We start from the raw sequence: 18,612 nt of genomic DNA on the forward strand, positions 1-18,612 counted from the left end.
CGCGGCGAGGCGGAGTCATGAGTCTCGAGGTACGCGAGTTGGAGGTTTTCCTCGTCCTCGCCGAGGAACTGCATTTCGGGCGGGCGGGGGAACGGCTGTACGTCTCGCAGAGCCGGGTGAGTCAATTGCTGCGCGCGCTGGAACAGCGGGTCGGCGCGCGGTTGATCGAGCGCACCAGCCGCAAGGTGACCCTGACGCCGCTCGGCCAGGACTTCCTGGCCGACCTGGGGCCGGCCTACGCGGCGTTGCGTGCCACGGTGGACAACGTCAAGGCCGCCGCTCGCGGGACGGAAGGGGTGCTGCGCATCGGCGTCCAGGGATCGTCCGGCGAGAACCTGACGGAGGCGCTCGCACTGTTCGAGCACCGGTTCCCCGCCTGCGTCACCGAGGTGATCGAGATCCCGTTGGCCGATCCGTTCGGTCCGGTGCAGCGCGGTGAGGTGGATATCGCGGTGGTGCTTTTGCCGATGGGGGAGAGCGATCTTGTTCTTGGACAGGTCTTTTCGGAGCAGCCGCAAATGCTGGCGGTGCACAAGGGGCATCCGCTCGCGGCGCGGACGAGTCTGTCGCCGGAAGAGCTGGCCGAGTTCTCGTTGATCGGCGTCCACGGGCCCGCGCCGCACTACTGGCGGCGGGCGCAGTCGGTGGATGTCACTCCGGGCGGGCGGCCCGTTCCGGCCGGTCCCGCCGTCGGCACCCTGTGGGAGGGGATCGAGTTGGTGGCGGCAGGCGAGGGCGCGATGCTGCTGTGTCACCCGACCGCGGTGTTCCATGATCGGCCGGAGGTCAACTTCGTGCCGGTGACCGGGTTGGCGCATTCGCGACTGGGCTTGGTCTGGCATCGCAACCGGGAAACCACCCGGGTGCGGGCCTTTTCGCGAGCTGTCGCCGCTGTGGGTTGATCGCCATTGCGGGTCGGCGAAATATAGTGCGCGCCAAGTTTATCCCGCACTGATGTTGCCGACCCGGATTACTGTCGACTGCGTATTGCGGCGATGCGCATAAGCCACCTTCTATGAGAGGCAATCGAGAAATTCGGACGGTTGTTACACGTTGAGCCGTCCCTGTCTGAAATGTCCGAGTCTTGCGAGTCTTATCCGCTTGCGATCGATTTCTTAGAAGATCTTTATGTTTATCGCGCGTTGGCCCCATGCGGCACCCGTTGAGGGCATACCTCGTGGTCAAGCCCCTGGTTCTCTGGGCACCTACCCCTAATGGTCACCTGACCAGGTGTTCTTCGTGATGTGACTGTAACCTGCATCACTAAATGCCGGTATTTCGTAACCGTCCATGTTCGGGCGCCGATGAGTCTTGTGTCAGCCAGTACGACTGGATTGTCTTTCAATGAAGAGGTATTTAAATGATCCCCGTTATCATCGACACCGGTAGCGCTGCCCTCGGCGGTTTCCTGGACACCTTCGGTGCCGCTTTCCACGGAATCCTCAACACCCTGTGGACGGGCTCCTTCGGCGGCCGCTGATTTTAACGTGATGGTCGATTGATCGACCGGGTCTCGCGCCCACTGAGCGCGATTCCGGAGAGGGCCCCGCACCGGGTGGTGCGGGGCCCTCCGCGTTTCGCTAACGCGCCGTCGCGTCGATCGGGTGGGCGCCGACCCGTGCGATCTCGGCCGCGACCCGTGCGGGGTGGGTCAGCTGTGGGTAGTGACCCGTGCCCTCGATCACGGCCAGCCCGTGCGGCACGGTCACCGAGAGCGGGTCCTGCGTGCCCGCGATGATCCGGACCGGCACCGCCACCCGCGCCAGCAGGTCGGCCAACTCGTTTCGCCGTTCGGGCGCACTCGCCTGGCGCAGCGCGGCGGTCGTGCGTGCCGCTACCCCTGGCCTGCGCAAGTTGTCCGCCGCGCTGTCGACCGCGGGCCCTGCGGGGATGCCGAGCCGTGTTGCCAAGGCGGCGGCCGACATTCGCCGCAATGCCACGGCGGCCAGCGGAGAACGCGGGAGCCACCCGGTCCGTGGCTGCAGGAACGCGGGCGACACCAGGACGACGCCCGAGATCCGATCCGGGTGTGCGGCGGCGTATCTCAGCACCGGGTCGCAGCCCAGCGAATGGCCCACCAATACCGGACGACTGCGTACCGAGCTCATCAATCGCGGTAGTACGTCATCGATCTCGCCGGGCGCGGATCGACCCAGCCCGGGCAGGTCGGCCACCAGGCTCGGTGCCGAGAGAGCGGCCCGTACCTCGGTCCAGGACGCACTGTCGACGGGCAAGCCGGGTAGCAGGACATAGTCCGGATGCTCCCGATCTCCGGAAACCCAAGTGCCGTCGACGAATCCGGCAGTCGGATCCGCCTCGACGGCGCCGAACCTGCTCGACACCAGATGATCGGCCCAGGTGCGCAGGACGGTTTCGGCGTGCGGCATGGTGATTCCGGCCGCGCGCGCGACGTCATCCGCGGCGGTGGTGTCGTACCGATCGTCGGCGATGAATGGAAGCGACTCGGGATCGGCGCCGGTCAGCGACCTCGGCAGCTTCTCGATCACGCTGACCGGAACCGAGAACCGCGGGGCGCGCACGCCGAGATGCCCGGCGAGCATCCGAATCAGGTCCGGCAGCACCGGGGTTCGGGGATCGAGGACGGTGAAGGACCGTCCCGCCGTGTCGTCCTGGCCCGGCAGGCTGATCAGGAAGGTCGCGAAGTAGTCCAGATCGACTATCGGAACGAAGGTTTCGCGACCGCCGGGGATCGCCGCGAGTCTGCCGTGCCAGAGATCATCGACGATGCCGGCGAGTCCGACGTATTGGCCAGGACCGAGCACGCTGCTCGGGTTCGCGATCGTGAGCGGTATGCCGCGCTCGGCCGCATGCCTGCGCAGCATCGGATCGGACTCGAACTTGGACGCGCCGTAAGCCCCTCTGTCGTAATGCTGTTCGCTCGAATCCTCGACGGTGATCCGATAGCCGGTGATGTGGACGACGCGACGCAGGGCGGGCAGCGCCGCGGCCCAGTCGAGCACGTGGAGCGCGCCGGTGACGTTCACGGCGTACGCGTCGTCCTTCCCGAGACCGAAGGCGAAGCGCGCCGCGCAGTTGTAGACGTCGCGGAGGTCGGTGGTCTCGAGGTCGCCGGGCAAGCCGAGATCCTTCGCGGTGACATCGCAAGGGACAACGGTGAGCCCGGTCTGATCGACGGCGCCGACCCGCAACCAGGCGGTGAGCCGTTCCTCGCCGCCCGGCCGGACCGCCGCGACGACGGATTCGCCCCGCTCGAGCAGCTGCGCAACCACCGCGCGGCCGATGAACCCGGCGGCGCCGAGCACGATGCTGTGGGACATGAAATCTCCTTAATAGACCGGTCTACATATTCAGTAGCCCTGCGAAAACTGTTGGCACAACCACTGACTCAGCTCAGAGCAGCGCGCGAATCGTGCGCGCCACCCGCTCGAGCGGCGCACGACTGCGCTGCGCACGAGCCAAGAGCAGGCCGCCTTCGATCATCGCGAGAATCGCGGCGGCCAAATCCTGCGCGTCGGAACGTCCGTCGGCCCGCAGCCGAATCCGTAGCGCCTCTTCCCAACTCGCGTACGCGGCCGCGCATTCGGCCTGGATCACGTCATTCGTCGCCGAAACATCGAGGGTGACCGTGGCGACCGGGCAGCCCTGATTCCAGTCGGAGGCTTCCAGTCGATCGCCGAACGCGGTGAGCAGACTGGTCGCCGCCGCGGCGGTACCGCCGGGCTCGACCGCGTCGATCAGCGCCGAGATTTCGTTGCCCGCCTCGGCCACCGCCGCCGCGACGAGCTGGTCTTTGCCGCCGGGGAAGTGGAAGTACAGCGAACCGCGCGGCGCGCCGCTGGACTCGATGATCTGGTTGAGGCCTGCGCCGAAGTATCCGTGCTTCTCCACCAGTCCACGCGTGGCACTGATCAGTCGGCAGCGCGTCTCGGTTCCCTTGGCACCCATGCGGTAACTGTAGACCGGTCTTCATATTTTGACCAATGCGGCATACTGACGACGGCCGCCTTACCAGGGGGTAGAACATGCCGAAACGACGCCCACTAAGCTGATCGGCGGTAATTGCCGACCCCTTTCCCCAGGAGTACTCCACCGTGAGCCAAGCAGGCCGTCCTGTTGTCCTGATCGCCGACAAGCTTGCCCAGTCGACCGTCGACGCGCTCGGTGACGGAGTCGAGGTTCGGTGGGTCGACGGCCCCGACCGCCCGGCTCTGCTCGCCGCTGTCCCCGACGCCGACGCACTACTCGTGCGCTCCGCGACCACGGTGGACGCCGAGGTGCTCGCGGCAGGCAAGAACCTGAAGATCGTCGCCCGGGCCGGCGTCGGCCTCGACAATGTCGATGTGCCCGCGGCCACCGAGCGCGGCGTCATGGTCGTCAACGCGCCGACCTCGAACATCCACACCGCCGCCGAGCACGCGGTCACACTGCTGCTCTCGGCCGCGCGGCAGATTCCGGCCGCCGATGCCACGCTGCGCGAGCACACCTGGCAGCGCGGCAAGTTCAACGGTGTCGAGATCTTCGACAAGACCGTCGGCGTGGTCGGCCTCGGCCGCATCGGCCAGCTGTTCGCCGCCCGGCTCGCCGCCTTCGAGACCAAGATCGTCGCGTACGACCCCTACGTCTCGCCCGCCCGCGCCGCCCAGCTCGGCATCGAGCTGCTCAGCCTGGACGAACTGCTCGAGCGCGCCGACCTGATCTCGGTGCACCTGCCGAAGACGCCGGAGACCAAGGGCATCATCGGCAAGGAGGCCATCGCCAAGACCAAGCCGGGCGTCATCATCGTCAACGCCGCGCGCGGCGGCCTGGTCGACGAGCAGGCGCTGGCCGATGCCATCAAGTCCGGTCATGTGCGGGCCGCCGGCCTGGACGTGTACGAGACCGAGCCGTGCACCGACAGCCCGCTGTTCGAGCTGCCGCAGGTTGTGGTGACCCCGCACCTCGGCGCGTCCACCTCCGAGGCGCAGGACCGGGCGGGCACCGATGTCGCCAAGTCGGTATTGCTCGCGCTTGCCGGTGAATTCGTGCCCGGTGCGGTGAACGTCACCGGCGGCAGCGTCGACGACGATGTCGCCCCGTGGCTGGACATCGTGCGCAAGCAGGGTGCGCTGCTCGGTGCGCTGTCCGACGAACTGCCGGTCAGCGTCGAGGTGCAGGTGCGCGGCGAGCTCGCGGCGCACGACGTTGCGGTGCTGGAACTTTCGGCGCTGCGCGGCATCTTCTCCGCGCTGGTCGAAGACCAGGTCACCTTCGTCAACGCGCCGGCCCTGGCCAAGGAGCGCGGCATCACCGCGCAGGTGAACACCGTGCCGGACAGCCCGAGCCACCGCAGCGTCGTCGACCTGCGCGCGGTGTTCGGCGACGGCCGCACCCTGAACGTGGCGGGCACGCTGACCGAGCCGCAGCAGGTGCAGAAGATCGTCAACATCAACGGCCGCAACTACGACATGCGCGCCGAGGGCGTCAACATGGCCGTGCTGAACTACGAGGACAAGCCGGGCGCGCTCGGCAAGATCGGCACCAAGCTCGGCGAGGCGGGCATCGACATCCTCGCCGCGCAGCTGAGCCAGGACGTCGACAAGGAAGGCGCCACGGTGATCTTGCGGGTCAACCGTGAGGTGCCCGACGCCGTGGCGGCCGCGATCGCCGAATCCGTCGGCGCCGCAAAGGTCGTCGTCGTCGACCTGTTCTGATCGCGTACGGGGGCGCGCCCACGGCTGGGCGCGCCCCCGATGAACAACGGAGCGTTGCAATGAAGCTTGCTGTCATTCCCGGCGACGGCATCGGGCCCGAGGTCATCGCCGAGGCATTGAAGGTGCTCGACGTGGTCCAGCCCGGCGTCGCGAAGACCGAGTACGACCTTGGCGCCAAGCGCTACCACGCGACCGGTGAGATCCTGCCGGAGTCCGTGCTGCCGGAGCTGAAGCAGCACGACGCGATCCTGCTCGGCGCGATCGGCGATCCGTCGGTGCCGAGCGGTGTGCTCGAGCGCGGGCTGCTGCTGCGCACCCGGTTCGCGCTGGATCATCACGTGAATCTGCGGCCGTCCAAGCTGTTCCCCGGTGTGACCAGCCCGCTGGCCGGCACCCCCGACATCGACTTCGTGGTGGTCCGCGAGGGCACCGAGGGTCCGTACACCGGCACCGGCGGCGCGATTCGGGTCGAGACGCCGCACGAGGTGGCGACCGAGGTCAGCACCAACACCCGCTTCGGCATCGAGCGCGTGGTGCGCTACGCCTTCGTGAAGGCGCAGGCCCGCCGCAAGCACCTCACGCTGGTGCACAAGACCAACGTGCTCACCTTCGCCGGTTCGCTGTGGCAGCGCACCGTCGACGAGGTCGCGGCCGAATTCCCTGATGTCGCAACGGCTTATCAGCACATCGATGCCGCGACCATCCACCTGGTGAACGATCCGGGCCGATTCGACGTGATCGTCACCGACAACCTGTTCGGCGACATCATCACCGACCTCGCGGCCGCTGTCAGCGGTGGCATCGGGCTGGCCGCCAGCGGCAACATCGATGCCTCCGGGGTGAACCCGAGCATGTTCGAGCCGGTGCACGGCAGCGCCCCCGACATCGCGGGCCAGTCCAAGGCCGATCCGACCGCCGCGATCCTGTCGGTGTCGTTGCTGCTCAACCATCTCGGTAATGCCGAGGCCGCGGCCCGCATCGAATCCGCCGTCGCCAAGGATCTAGCGTCACGCGCGGGCGCGGCGTCGACGGTCGAGGTCGGCGACCGTATCGCCGCCATCGTCTGAGCGAAACCGGCATCGGTCCCGGGCCGGAGCAAACTCCGGCGCGGGACCGATGGCCACGTGTGAAACGCGCGTGGGGTGGTAAACCATGGACTGAGTCCATAACGTGTGCCGCACTCTGCCGCCCATCGACGGACTTACCTGGTGAGACGGAGGTTCGGTGAGTGCGCAGCGCGGGAACGGGAGATCGCCGGTCGGTCCGTATGCCGGGCTGGACCTGCGTGATGTGCCAGGCGGCGGCAAGGGTTTCGAGCTCGAGGACGGCTGGCTGGTCGAGGTGGCCTGCGGGGCTCGGCACAATCACGTGACGCAACGGCTCGGCCGGTTCATCGATGCCGGCGCCGTCGGAGCCGCCGTTCATCTCTGTGTCGGCGGCGGCTGGGAGGTCAGCACGCGCAGCGGGGTGCGCAAGCCCGACATCATGGTGATTCCGCGCGAAGTCGCCAGGGCCGCCGTGGTCGCGGAGGTGCCGAAGCGGATTCCCGGATCCGAGGTGCGGCTCGCGGTCGAGGTGATCGCACCGGGCAGCGGGACCGAACGTACCGACCGGGTGCGGAAGGTGCGCGAGTACGCGGCGGTCGGCATTCCACAGTATTGGATCGTCGAGCATCAGCCCGAGGTCGTGCTGCATCGGATGGTGTTGGGTGACGGCGGGTATGGCGCCGATCCCGCTGTCTGTTCCGGCAGCGTCTTCGACGCGGTCGTCGACGCCGACATCCCGTTCCATGTCACCTTCGATCCCGCTGCGCTGCTCGCGGTTTGAGCAGGTTCGCGGTTATCCCATGCCGTGGTGGCGATTCGGGCGATGGTTGAGGCCGACCGCACGGCGGACGAATCCGATTGTCTCCCTGGCGATCTCGTCGTGGTGGCGGCCCGCGTCGAGATGTTCGACGGCACGGCCTAGTACGCCGTCGATGAGATCGGCCGTCAGGTCCGGGTTCGGGGTGTCGAGGGCGATGAGCGCCGCCCGCAGTGGCGCGGCCGCGTCGTGATGTGCGTCGGCGAGATCGCGGCGGGCCGCCTCGTCGCGGGGAATGGCACTGCCGAGCACGACGATGCGGTGCGCCCCAGCTGCGGCCAATGCCAGGGTGGTTCGCACGTATGCCTCGACCTGGCCCGCCGGGGTCTCGGCGCGTTCGACCGTGTCGCGCACGCGCTCGCCCCATTCCATCAGCGCGTCCGCCACGATGCGGAACAGGATTTCGTCGCCGGAGCGGAAGTACTTGTAGACGCTGCTGCGGGCGAGCCCGGCAGCAGCGCCGACCGTGGCGGGTGTCACCGCCTGCGGACCGCTCTTCAGCAACACCATGCGTGCGGCATCGAGCAGCGCGCGTTCCTGGTTCGCCCGGTGTTCGGCGACGGTTGGTGCGTCGATCCTCGGCATCGCACTCCTGGTGATAGCGACGGAATGTTTCTATTGTACTCGTTGGCGACAGCGTGTCGCCAACAGTGGCATGGTCTGCGGATGGCTGACTCGATCGTGCTTCAGTCTTATCGCGGTCGTCGCCGGCGGGGTGCGCGGTTCAGTGGTTGGAGTTGTCCAGTGGGCTGAATGGTGCTGTCGTACCAAAAGTGTTGTGTCCTAGTCGTTCCCGGCGTGAACCCGCAATTCTCGTCCGACGCATCCGGCAAAGGACGCCCGCTCCGGCGTGCGGAGCGGGCGTCAATCCAGCAGGGCCAGGCGGTTATTGGGACCGACGGTCGGTCGGGACCAGGGGGACGGCGGCGATGGCCAGCGCTGCCGCCAGTAGGTAGGCGGCGGCGAAACCGCTTGCGCTGATGAGCGCGCCGAACACCGGCGGGACCGCGCCCATCGCCAGATTCTGTCCAGTGTTCTGGATGCCGAGTCCGCGACCACTCCAATAGGGACCGGCGATTTCGGCGACGGCGGTGAAGGCGAGACCGTTGTCGGACACCGTGAGCACCGAGGCGACGACCAGCAACGGGATTGCGGCCCACCACATGTGGGTCCAGGCCGCCAAAGCCAGTGCGGCCATCGACAACACCGCCGCGATGGCCACGGTGCGCAACGGACCCAACCGGCTGCCGACCCGGTCGGACCAGGCGCCTACGCCGATTCGACCTGCGGCACCCAGGATTTGGGTGGCGGTGACCAGAATTCCGGCCGCGGCCAACGACCAGCCGACGTCGCGGTGCAGCCACAGCAGTGCGAAAGTCCACACTGTGCCCTGCGGTATGACGAGCAGCACAGAGACGGCATGGATGCGCCACAACGTCGTATCGCCGCGATAAGGATTGGCGCGCAACGCCGCATCGTCGGCGGTGGTGCCCGCGGGACGCGGCGGATCGATGATGCCGATCAGCGCGCCGACCGCGGCGATGCCCGCCATCGCCGCGGGAACCAAGATCGCCGCGGGCACACCGTATGTCGCGGCGACGGCGGGCACGGCCAGCGCGCCGACGCCGACGCCGAGCGGCTGGGCGGTCTGCCGGATTCCCATGGCCAGCCCGCGCCGATGCGGCGGAAACCAGCCGACGATGAGGCGGCCGCTGGCCCCGTTGGTGCTCGCCGCACCCACGCCGCCCAGGAACAGCAGTGCGCCCAAAGCGATGTCGTTCGTCGCGGCGGCCGCGGCGCCGCCGGCGATCAGCATCAGCAGCGGCCCGCCGATCAGCACCTTGCGCTCGCCGATCCGATCGACCACGTAGCCCCAGGCGATCAGCGTGCAGACCAGGCCGAGTGTGGGCATCGCCACCAGTAGTCCCGCGGTGGCCAGCGGCAGGCCGCGATCGGTCAGCGCGGGCAACAGGAAGGCGACGCCGTTCACGAAGACCGCGCTCGCGGCTTGCGCGAAGACGCCGAGACCGAGCATGGACCACCGTCGAGTCTCATCGAGCTGTGTAGTGGTAGCCATCGGTCTCACCTCTGTATCTCATTATTTGGGAATCAATTCCCATTGGATGAACAGTGCGGCTCACGTTACACCGCAAGGGCAAGTGGATTTCGGCGGCCGGATGTCGAACTGCTCACAGCAGGCGGGTATCGGCGGGGCGCGGCCGGGTGTACCGCTCGGTCGGGCGCGTTCGAGCAGGTGAAAGCCGGTCGATAGACTGCCCGGCATGCGTCTAGGTCGAGTAGCCAGTCCCGATGGGGTCGCGTTCGTCAGCATCGAGGGGGACGGAAGCGACAGCATCGCGAAGGAAATCGCGGAACACCCGTTCGGTACGCCGACGTTCACCGGGCGGAGCTGGCCGCTGGCCGATGTGCGCCTGCTCGCGCCCATCCTGGCAAGCAAGGTGGTCTGTATCGGCAAGAACTACGCGGCGCATGCGGCCGAAATGGGCGGGCCCGCACCGGAAGATCCAGTGATCTTCCTCAAGCCGAACACCTCGATCATCGGGCCGAACGCCCCGATCATCCTGCCGCCCAGCTCCTCTCAGGTCGACTACGAGGGCGAGCTCGCCGTCGTCATCGGCCGCCCGTGTAAAGACGTGCCCGCCGCCCGCGCGCTGGACGTGGTGCTCGGATACACCGTCGCCAACGATGTGACCGCCCGTGATCAGCAGCGCCACGACGGACAGTGGACCAGGGGCAAGGGGTACGACACCTTCTGCCCGCTCGGCCCGTGGATCGAAACCTCCTTGGATCCTTCGGATCTGGAGATCGTCACCGAGCTCGACGGCGAAGTCCGCCAGCGCAGCCGCACTTCGCTTCTACTGCACGACATTCCGAAGCTCATCGAATGGGTCAGCGCCGTGATGACGCTGCTGCCCGGCGATGTCATCCTCACCGGAACGCCGGAGGGCGTCGGTCCGGTACAGGCCGGACAGCAGGTGTCCGTGACCGTGGAGGGCATCGGAACCCTCATCAATCCCGTTGCCGCCAAGAACCGCTAGTGACTGCTTGCAGGTCACTCGAAACGGTCAGCTAGTCGAAAGAGAGCCATGACTGAAGTACGGGTCCGCTTCTGCCCGTCACCGACCGGGACGCCGCACGTCGGCCTGATCCGGACGGCGCTGTTCAACTGGGCCTACGCCCGACACCACGGTGGAAAATTCGTGTTCCGCATCGAAGACACCGATGCGGCACGGGATTCCGAGGATTCCTACCGCGCGCTGCTCGACGCGCTGCGCTGGCTCGGCCTCACCTGGGACGAGGGCCCTGAGGTCGGCGGCCCCTACGAGCCGTATCGCCAGTCGCTGCGCAAGGATCTGCACCGCGACGCGGTCCAGCGTTTGCTGGCGGCCGGCGAGGCCTACGAATCCTTCTCCACGCCTGAGGAAGTCGAGGCGCGCCACCGGGCGGCCGGACGCGACCCGAAGCTCGGCTACGACAACTACGATCGCGAGCTCACCGCGCAGCAGATCGAGGCGTATCGAGATGCCGGGCGCCCCGCGGTGATTCGGCTGCGGATGCCCGCCGAAGACATCACCTGGCACGATCTGGTGCGCGGCGAAACCACCTTCAAGGCGGGCACCGTGCCGGACTTCGCGCTCACCCGCGGCACCGGCGACCCGCTGTACACGCTGGTCAACCCGCTCGACGACGCGTTGATGAAGATCACCCACGTGTTGCGCGGTGAGGACCTGCTTTCCTCGACCCCGCGCCAGATCGCCCTCTACGGTGCCCTGCGCCGCATCGGCATCGCCGACTTCACGCCGGAGTTCGGCCACCTGCCGTTCGTCATGGGACAGGGCAACAAGAAGTTGTCCAAGCGCGATCCCGAGTCGAATCTGTTCGTCCATCGCGATCGCGGATTCATCCCCGAGGGTTTGCTGAATTACCTGGCACTACTCGGTTGGAGCATCGCCGACGACCACGACGTGTTCACCATGGCGGAGATGGTTGCCGCGTTCGACATATCGAAAGTAAATTCGAATCCGGCCCGATTCGATCAGAAGAAGGCGGACGCGCTCAACGCCGAGCACATCCGATTGCTGGAACCGGGTGATTTCAGCAACAGACTGCGCGAGTACCTGACCAAGCACGGTCATATCGGCGCCGAAATCGATGAGAAGATGTTCGCCGCGGCGGCCGAACTGGTGCAGACCCGTATCGTCGTGTTGTCCGACGCTTGGGAACTGTTGCGTTTCCTGTTGGCGCCCGCCGAACAATTTGCGATCGACCCCGCCGCGGGAGCCAAGAATCTCGGTGCGGAAGCAAATCAGGTATTGCAATCCGCTATTGCCGCGCTGGAGCCGCTGACGCAGTGGTCGACCCCCGTTATCGAAGAGGCGCTGAAAACCGCGCTGATCGAAGATCTGGGCCTCAAACCACGCAAGGCATTCGCGCCCGTGCGCGTCGCGGTCACCGGATCGCACATCAGCCCGCCACTGTATGAGTCGCTCGAACTGCTCGGCCGCGACACCACCCTGGCCCGGCTGCGCTCCGCACAAGAGTGGTCGGCCGCCTCCTGAAACTCCGGAATCGGCCGAAAACATGGCTTTGACCAGGCGATTTGTAGTTAACCCATAGCGGTTTGGTACTCTTCTTCTCGGCTCGGAACAAGGCCTCGCAGTCACCCAGACGCGAGGCTGAAACGCCTGGTCATTGGGGTATGGTGTAATTGGCAACACAGCTGATTCTGGTTCAGCCATTCTAGGTTCGAGTCCTGGTACCCCAGCGGAGAGATTGCTGTAGAGATCGGCCCGCGGCCGAAATCAACACAGCAGCTGGCGATTTGGTCGCCACGCTCCGGCCAGCTAAGCTAGCCGAGCCTCCTGATCGAAAGATCAACCAAAGGTGCTCCTCATGCAAACGAGAAGCAGTCCTGGCCCCGTCGTCTAGCGGCCTAGGACGCCGCCCTCTCAAGGCGGTAGCGCGGGTTCGAATCCCGTCGGGGCTACACCAGATACAAGGCTCATGCCCATGGGGCATGGGCCTTTTCTGGTTCCGCGTGTTTTTTGGGGGTGCAACCCCCAAACCCCGCCCGGCGGGCTTGCGCCCCCGGACCCCCGGCCGGGAGGCTTCGCCCCCGGCCGGGAGGCTTCGCCCCCGGCCGGGAGGCTTCGCCCCCGGCGCGCATGTGGGTAGGTATGCGGGGGAGCTCTCGTTTCCTGGCTTTTGCTTGGGCCATCGGCTGGCTCGATTCGCTCCGAAGGTGCCCTCGGCCGGGTACGACGAAGGCCCCCTGGTCTGGTGACCGGGGGGCCTTCTCGTCTCTTTTGCTATCCGCTCTTGCGGCGGAATTCGCGCTTGGTGCTGGCGTTGCCGTGGGTGGCGTTGGCGCCCTTGGAGCGGCCGTCGAGGTGGTCGGCGGTGCGGGCGTTGTGCTGGTTTTTGCGGTCGAGGGCCTCTTTGAACTTGCGCTTTACATCTTCGGCGCTGGTGGCCTCGGGGGTGCCTGAGCCGTGGGAACTATCAGATTCCGTCATCGCCGTCTCCTCGTGGTGGCGGCCGGGGTCGCGCCTTGCGGGCGGCGGGCCGGCCGATTGGTGTCGAACGGTTCGACGTTAGTCGTCGGCGGGGGTGATGTCAGGCCGATATCGGGGCGCGTCGGGAGGGCTGTGGCGCAACGCATAGGCAGGTCAGTCGAGGGGGTGGGCGGTGGTGCCGCCGAGGGGGAGCTGGGGGAGGCCGAGCTTGCGGTGGTCCCAGCTGCGGACGCGGTCGGGGACGACGCGGATGGCGGAACGCTTGTGGAGCATGGTTTCGACCATGGGGCGGACGTCTTCGCTGTAGGGGCCGGTGTAGCGCTCCCAGAGGCCGACGCCGACGGCGTAGAGCTTTTCGGGGTCGTCGATGATTTCGGCGTGGCCCTCGATGGCGACGCCGCGCAGCTGATCGTAGGTTTGGCCTGCCTCGATCATGCAGGTGATGCGGGGGTCGCGGCGCAGGTTGACGGCTTTTTGGGATTTGGTTTTGGTTTCGAACCAGAGTTCGCCGTCGATCAGCGCGTACCACATGGCCGTCAGGTGCGGTCTGCCGTCGGGGCCGAGGGTCGCCAGGGTGGCGACGCGGCTGCGCTCGAGGAACTCGCTGATCTCGGTGTCGGACATGACGATCTGTGCCCGTTGGTTGACTCCCATGGGCCTACTCTAGAAGGTGTTTTCTAGAACGTGTTACAGACGCTTGTGTAGTGCTTCCGCGGCGGCGACCAGGTCGGCGGCCCAGCGCGCGCCGGGGCGGCGGCCCATGCGGTCGATCGGGCCGGATACCGAGACGGCGGCGATGACGGTGCCGCCGGCGTCACGCACGGGGGCGGAGACGCTGGCCACACCGGACGCGCGTTCGGCGGCGCTTTGCGCCCAGCCGCGCTTGCGGACCTCGGTGAGTGCGCGTTCGCCGAAGACGGCGTCGGCGAGGATGATGCGCTGCAGGTCGGCGTCGGCCCAGGCGAGCAGGACCTTGGCGGCGGAGCCCGCAGTGAGTGGCAGTCGGGCGCCGACGGGCACGGTGTCGCGCAGTCCGACGGGCGGTTCCAGGGCGGCGACACAGATCCGCGCATTGCCGTCCAGGCGATACAGCTGGACGCTTTCGCCGGTGATCTCGCGCAATCGGGGCAGCACGGCCGACGCGGCTTCCAGGAGCGGATCGGTGGCCCCGGCGGCGAGCTCGGCGAGGGCAGGGCCCGGGCGCCACATTCCGGTGTTGTCGCGGGCCAATAATCGATGCACTTCCAGGCCGACGGCCAGGCGATGCGCGGTGGCGCGGGGCAGGCCGGTGCGGGCGCACAGCTCGTTGAGACCGCAGGGGTGCTCGGCGACGGCGTACAACACCGCCACGGCTTTGTCGAGGACGCCGATGCCGCTATGCTGTCTCATAGAACGATACTAGCGTCTCGGATGTTGGGAAATCTACTCTGCGGTCAGCGCGGTGTCGCATCTCCTACGAGGCATCCGACCTCGCACATATCCGAAAACTTGTGCAGCCGCCGCCGCGCGCCCAGCCCGGAGCGCGACCGGATGCTTGTCGAAAGGTGATCGAGAAATGGCACAGCCGCGCACCATGGCCGAAAAGGTGTGGGAGCAGCACGTCGTGACCCACGGTTCGGGTGAGGGCGTCGGGCGCGAGCCCGACCTGATCTACATCGACCTGCATCTCGTGCACGAGGTGACCAGCCCGCAGGCCTTCGACGGCCTGCGCGCGGCGGGCAGGCCGGTGCGGCGGCCCGATCTGACCATCGCGACCGAGGACCACAACGTCCCGACCATCGACATCGATAAGCCGATCGCGGACCCGGTTTCGCGCACCCAGGTGGACACCCTGCGCCATAACTGCGCGGAATTCGGTGTGCGCCTGCACCCGATGGGCGATCTGGACCAGGGCATCGTGCACGTCGTCGGCCCGCAGCTCGGCCTCACCCAGCCGGGCATGACGGTGGTGTGCGGGGACAGTCACACCTCGACGCACGGCGCGTTCGGCGCGCTGGCGATGGGCATCGGCACCTCTGAGGTCGAGCATGTCCTTGCCACTCAGACACTCTCGCTGCGCCCGTTCAAGACGATGGCGATCACCGTGGACGGCAGGTTGGCGCCCGGTGTGACGAGCAAGGACCTGATCCTGGCTGTCATCGCGAAAATCGGCACCGGCGGCGGCCAGGGCTACGTGCTGGAGTACCGCGGCGAGGCGATTCGCGCCATGTCGATGGAAGCGCGAATGACCATCTGCAACATGTCCATCGAGGCGGGCGCCAGGGCGGGCATGATCGCCCCGGACGAAACAACCTATGAATTCCTCGAAGGACGCCCGCACGCCCCGCAGGGGGCCGACTGGACGGCAGCAGTGGCCGCCTGGGAGGCGCTGAAGACCGACGACGGCGCGACTTTCGACGCCGAGGTGCACATCGACGCCGCCGAGCTCACCCCGTTCGTCACCTGGGGTACCAACCCGGGACAGGGTGCTCCCCTTGGCGAATCGGTGCCAGACCCCGCCCAGATCGCGGACGAGACGGCACGTGAGTCGGCGGCGAAAGCGCTGCGGTACATGGATTTGGCGCCGGGCACGCCGCTGCGCGAGGTGGCGGTCGACACGGTATTCGTCGGTTCGTGCACCAACGGGCGCATCGAAGATTTGCGTGCGGTCGCCGAGGTATTAAAAGGACGACGGGTCGCCGATACAGTGCGAATGTTGGTTGTACCGGGGTCTATGCGGGTGCGCGCGCAGGCCGAATTAGAAGGACTGGGTGAGATTTTCACCGCGGCGGGCGCCGAATGGCGGCAGGCGGGCTGCTCAATGTGCCTGGGAATGAATCCGGATCAGCTCGAGCCGGGCCAGCGCTGCGCATCGACGTCGAACCGTAACTTCGAGGGCCGACAGGGCAAAGGTGGCCGCACGCACCTGGTTTCGCCGCTCGTCGCCGCCGCGACCGCGGTGCGCGGAACCCTGTCCTCACCTGCGGATCTGGACTGACCGGACGCGATACCCTTACCGACTCAGGAGAATCAATGGAAGCCTTCACCGTGCACAAGGGGATCGGCGTGCCGTTCCGCCGTTCCAATGTCGATACCGATCAGATCATCCCGGCTGTGTACCTGAAGCGGGTGACCCGCACGGGATTCGAGGACGGACTGTTCGCCGCGTGGCGTAACGATTCGGACTTCATTCTGAACAACGAGCCGTACAACCGGGGCAGTGTGCTGGTAGCGGGTCCCGATTTCGGCACGGGATCCTCTCGTGAGCACGCCGTTTGGGCGCTGTCGGACTACGGCTTTCGGGTGGTGATCTCGTCCCGCTTCGCCGACATCTTCCGTGGCAATGCCGGTAAGGGCGGCCTGTTGGCGGCTCAGATGTCACAGAACGATGTCGAAATGCTCTGGAAGTTGCTCGAGGAACAGCCCGGACTCGAATTGGTTGTGGACCTCGAGGCGCGCACCGTGACCGCCGGAACCGCCGTGTTGCCGTTCGATATTGATGACTACACACGGTGGCGTCTGCTCGAAGGATTGGACGACATCGGGCTCACGCTGCGCCGCAGTGACACCATCGCCGAGTTCGAAAACGCAAGGCCAGCATGGAAACCCACTACCCTCCCAGCACGTATTTCGCAGTCCTAAACACCCTTGGGTGTTAGCTGGATGGCACCGGGGCCGATAGCTGGACGTGTGCTAAACCACATGAATTTTGGCGTGGCACATAGACTCTTGCCCATTGTGGGTTTACCGTGGTACCTAGTCGGTCCGACGACGGGCCATTAGTCTGCGGAGGATTCAATGAACAAGGCGGAACTGATCGACGTTCTGACCGAAAAGTTGGGTACTGATAGGCGCACGGCCACCGCGGCAGTCGAGCATGTGGTCGACACCATCGTGCGCGCGGTGCACAAGGGGCAGAGCGTCACCATCACCGGATTCGGTGTGTTCGAACAGCGCAAGCGTGCGGCGCGAGTCGCCAGGAACCCGCGCACCGGCGAAACCGTCAAGGTGAAGCCCACTTCGGTGCCCGCGTTCCGTCCGGGTGCTCAGTTCAAGGCCGTGATCGCGGGTAAGCAGAAGCTCGCCCAGAGCGGTCCCGCCGTCAAGCGCGGCGTGAATGCCCCGGTGGCAGCGAAGAAGGCGGCCGCCAAGAAGACGGCAGCGAAGAAGACCGCCGCCAAGAAGGCCACCCCCACGAAGGGCCCGGCCAAGACCACGGCGAAGAAGGCTGCCAAGAAGGCGCCCGCAAAGACCGCTGCTCGCAAGACGACTGCGGTCAAGGCGCCCGCCAAGAAGACGGTCGCCAAGAAGACCGCGGTGAAGAAGGCTCCGGCCAAGAAGGTCACCGCCGCCAAGAAGACGGTCGCCAAGAAGACCGCCGCCAAGAAGACGGTCGCCAAGAAGGCTCCGGCCAAGAAGTCGGCTGCCAAGAAGGCTCCCGCTCGCGGCCGCCGCTAGATACTGCGCCAGTACGGTATTGGCGCCGGATGACCGGCCGTAAGGCCGAATCATCCGCTGTACCGATCGAACACGGCCCCGGAAGCAAGCTTCCGGGGCCGTTTCGCTTGTCTAGGCCCATCTTTCAGAGCACTGATATTCGGTTTTTCCGATCGACCGGTCAGGACTTCACGAAGTCGGCGTTCAGCGACCGGTCCAGATGGTCCGCCGCGACCAGCCTGCCGTCGACGAAGGACAGCACCCACACACTGCCCTTGCGGTTGCGCGCGGACGGCAGCGTGATGCCGTCGCGCTCGGCCCACCACTGCAGCAGATCGGGAATCACCTTGCCCTGACTGCACACAACGGGCGCCTCGGTATCCGGTACCAGGGCGAGGATCCGCTGCCTGGTCTCGTCCTGCGCTGCGGCATAACCGCTTTCGGAAAGCAACGGCTCGAGGATGATCTCGGTACCGAGCTTCTCGGCTAGCGGCGTCACCGTCTGCACGCAGCGCACCGGATCGGCGGAGTAGATCTCAGATGCCCCGAACGCCAGCAGATTCGACACCAGGGCCCGTGCTTGGGCCTGCCCGGACCGATCCAGTGGGCGCAGCGGATCGGGACCGGAGAAGCGGTCTCGCCGACCAGCTTTCGCGTGCCGCACCAGCAGCATGGTGCGGGTGTTCGCGGGCAGCCGGGTGAACGCGCGCAGCACCTGCCGATCCATCGGGTAGGACAGCTGCTCCATCACCCGATCCAGCGAGTACCAATTCAGCACGTCCACTTCGTCATTCGAGGTGAACTCGCCGCCCGCCACCTCGGCTGCCCAGTAGTCGACCCGCTTCAGCTTGCGGTGTCCCGGAACGGGATAGGTGACGTGGCCGAGGTAGCGGCCGAGCTTGCAGTCGAGCCCGGTCTCCTCGCGGACCTCACGGACCGCGGCGAGCACGGGTGTCTCGCCGGGATCGAGCTTGCCCTTGGGCAGCGACCAATCCTGGTACTTGGGGCGATGCACGACGGCGATCTCCAGCGCGCCGTTCGTCGCCCGCCGCCACACCACCGCGCCCGCGGCGTGAATATTGGCGGTAATACGGGGATCCCAGAAGGGTCCCCCTTCCATCTCG

General features: G+C 66.6%; 17 protein-coding genes and 2 tRNA genes. 11 read left to right on the plus strand and 8 right to left on the minus strand.

Going from position 1 to position 18,612, the window contains the following annotated elements; genetic code table 11:
• Positions 1–17 precede the first annotated feature (17 nt).
• Positions 18–902 carry a LysR family transcriptional regulator gene (locus ACIBCN_RS15045; RefSeq protein WP_396992122.1) on the plus strand — a complete coding sequence of 295 codons (885 nt, stop codon included), beginning with the start codon at positions 18–20 and terminating at the stop codon, positions 900–902.
• A 678-nt stretch (positions 903–1,580) separates the two neighbouring features.
• Here ACIBCN_RS15045 and ACIBCN_RS15050 read toward each other — a convergent pair.
• Positions 1,581–3,299 (minus strand): alpha/beta fold hydrolase, encoded by a 1,719-nt coding sequence (locus tag ACIBCN_RS15050; protein WP_396992123.1) that lies wholly within the window; start codon positions 3,297–3,299, stop codon positions 1,581–1,583.
• 73 nt (positions 3,300–3,372) lie between these two features.
• On the minus strand, positions 3,373–3,927 hold the full coding sequence (locus tag ACIBCN_RS15055; RefSeq protein WP_396992124.1) for a TetR/AcrR family transcriptional regulator: 555 nt from the start codon (positions 3,925–3,927) through the stop codon (positions 3,373–3,375).
• Between the two features lie 146 nt (positions 3,928–4,073).
• Between ACIBCN_RS15055 and serA the strand changes: the two genes are divergently transcribed.
• From serA to ACIBCN_RS15070, 3 genes are all read left to right on the plus strand, one after another.
• Positions 4,074–5,672, plus strand: coding sequence for a phosphoglycerate dehydrogenase (serA, locus tag ACIBCN_RS15060; protein ID WP_396992125.1), 1,599 nt, complete (start codon positions 4,074–4,076; stop codon positions 5,670–5,672).
• 59 nt (positions 5,673–5,731) lie between these two features.
• Positions 5,732–6,739: a 3-isopropylmalate dehydrogenase gene (locus ACIBCN_RS15065; protein WP_396992126.1), complete on the plus strand. Its 1,008-nt coding sequence runs from the start codon at positions 5,732–5,734 to the stop codon at positions 6,737–6,739.
• A 157-nt stretch (positions 6,740–6,896) separates the two neighbouring features.
• Positions 6,897–7,499 (plus strand): Uma2 family endonuclease, encoded by a 603-nt coding sequence (locus ACIBCN_RS15070; RefSeq protein ID WP_396992127.1) that lies wholly within the window; start codon positions 6,897–6,899, stop codon positions 7,497–7,499.
• A gap of 12 nt (positions 7,500–7,511) precedes the next feature.
• Here ACIBCN_RS15070 and ACIBCN_RS15075 read toward each other — a convergent pair whose 3' ends face one another.
• Both ACIBCN_RS15075 and ACIBCN_RS15080 read right to left on the minus strand, forming a co-directional pair.
• The gene (locus ACIBCN_RS15075; protein WP_396992128.1) at positions 7,512–8,120 is read right to left on the minus strand and encodes a TetR/AcrR family transcriptional regulator; all 609 of its coding nucleotides are present in this window, start codon (positions 8,118–8,120) and stop codon (positions 7,512–7,514) included.
• A gap of 301 nt (positions 8,121–8,421) precedes the next feature.
• On the minus strand, positions 8,422–9,612 hold the full coding sequence (locus tag ACIBCN_RS15080; protein WP_396992129.1) for an MFS transporter: 1,191 nt from the start codon (positions 9,610–9,612) through the stop codon (positions 8,422–8,424).
• Positions 9,613–9,817: 205 nt separating this feature from the next.
• On the opposite strand from ACIBCN_RS15080, the gene ACIBCN_RS15085 reads away from it, so the two are divergent.
• The 4 genes from ACIBCN_RS15085 (at position 9,818) to ACIBCN_RS15100 (ending at position 12,543) form a co-directional block, all read left to right on the plus strand.
• A complete protein-coding gene (locus ACIBCN_RS15085; RefSeq protein ID WP_396992130.1) occupies positions 9,818–10,594 on the plus strand; it encodes a fumarylacetoacetate hydrolase family protein in 777 nt (258 codons plus the stop codon).
• A gap of 48 nt (positions 10,595–10,642) precedes the next feature.
• A complete protein-coding gene (gene gltX / locus ACIBCN_RS15090) occupies positions 10,643–12,115 on the plus strand; it encodes a glutamate--tRNA ligase (RefSeq protein ID WP_396992131.1) in 1,473 nt (490 codons plus the stop codon).
• A 134-nt stretch (positions 12,116–12,249) separates the two neighbouring features.
• A tRNA-Gln gene (locus ACIBCN_RS15095) sits at positions 12,250–12,321 on the plus strand.
• A 149-nt stretch (positions 12,322–12,470) separates the two neighbouring features.
• Positions 12,471–12,543 (plus strand) — tRNA-Glu (locus ACIBCN_RS15100).
• 322 nt (positions 12,544–12,865) lie between these two features.
• On the opposite strand, the gene ACIBCN_RS15105 is transcribed toward ACIBCN_RS15100, so the two are convergent.
• The 3 genes from ACIBCN_RS15105 to ACIBCN_RS15115 form a co-directional block, all read right to left on the minus strand.
• Complete coding sequence (locus tag ACIBCN_RS15105) at positions 12,866–13,072, minus strand: DUF5302 domain-containing protein (protein WP_396992132.1); 207 nt, start codon at positions 13,070–13,072, stop codon at positions 12,866–12,868.
• Between the two features lie 153 nt (positions 13,073–13,225).
• A complete protein-coding gene (locus tag ACIBCN_RS15110) occupies positions 13,226–13,726 on the minus strand; it encodes a PPOX class F420-dependent oxidoreductase (protein ID WP_396992133.1) in 501 nt (166 codons plus the stop codon).
• A 33-nt stretch (positions 13,727–13,759) separates the two neighbouring features.
• Complete coding sequence (locus ACIBCN_RS15115) at positions 13,760–14,461, minus strand: IclR family transcriptional regulator (protein WP_396992134.1); 702 nt, start codon at positions 14,459–14,461, stop codon at positions 13,760–13,762.
• 166 nt (positions 14,462–14,627) lie between these two features.
• Between ACIBCN_RS15115 and leuC the strand changes: the two genes are divergently transcribed.
• From leuC to ACIBCN_RS15130, 3 genes are all read left to right on the plus strand, one after another.
• A complete protein-coding gene (gene leuC, locus ACIBCN_RS15120; RefSeq protein WP_396992135.1) occupies positions 14,628–16,049 on the plus strand; it encodes a 3-isopropylmalate dehydratase large subunit in 1,422 nt (473 codons plus the stop codon).
• A 35-nt stretch (positions 16,050–16,084) separates the two neighbouring features.
• Positions 16,085–16,693 carry a 3-isopropylmalate dehydratase small subunit gene (gene leuD, locus ACIBCN_RS15125; RefSeq protein ID WP_150405484.1) on the plus strand — a complete coding sequence of 203 codons (609 nt, stop codon included), beginning with the start codon at positions 16,085–16,087 and terminating at the stop codon, positions 16,691–16,693.
• 156 nt (positions 16,694–16,849) lie between these two features.
• A complete protein-coding gene (locus tag ACIBCN_RS15130; RefSeq protein ID WP_396992136.1) occupies positions 16,850–17,509 on the plus strand; it encodes an HU family DNA-binding protein in 660 nt (219 codons plus the stop codon).
• A gap of 160 nt (positions 17,510–17,669) precedes the next feature.
• Here ACIBCN_RS15130 and ACIBCN_RS15135 read toward each other — a convergent pair whose 3' ends face one another.
• Entirely contained in the window at positions 17,670–18,608 is a 939-nt protein-coding gene (locus ACIBCN_RS15135) for an NUDIX domain-containing protein (RefSeq protein ID WP_396992137.1), read from the minus strand.
• Positions 18,609–18,612 lie beyond the last annotated feature (4 nt).

It is taken from the genome of Nocardia sp. NPDC051052, assembly GCF_044456045.1.
Classification (GTDB): Bacteria; Actinomycetota; Actinomycetes; order Mycobacteriales; family Mycobacteriaceae; genus Nocardia.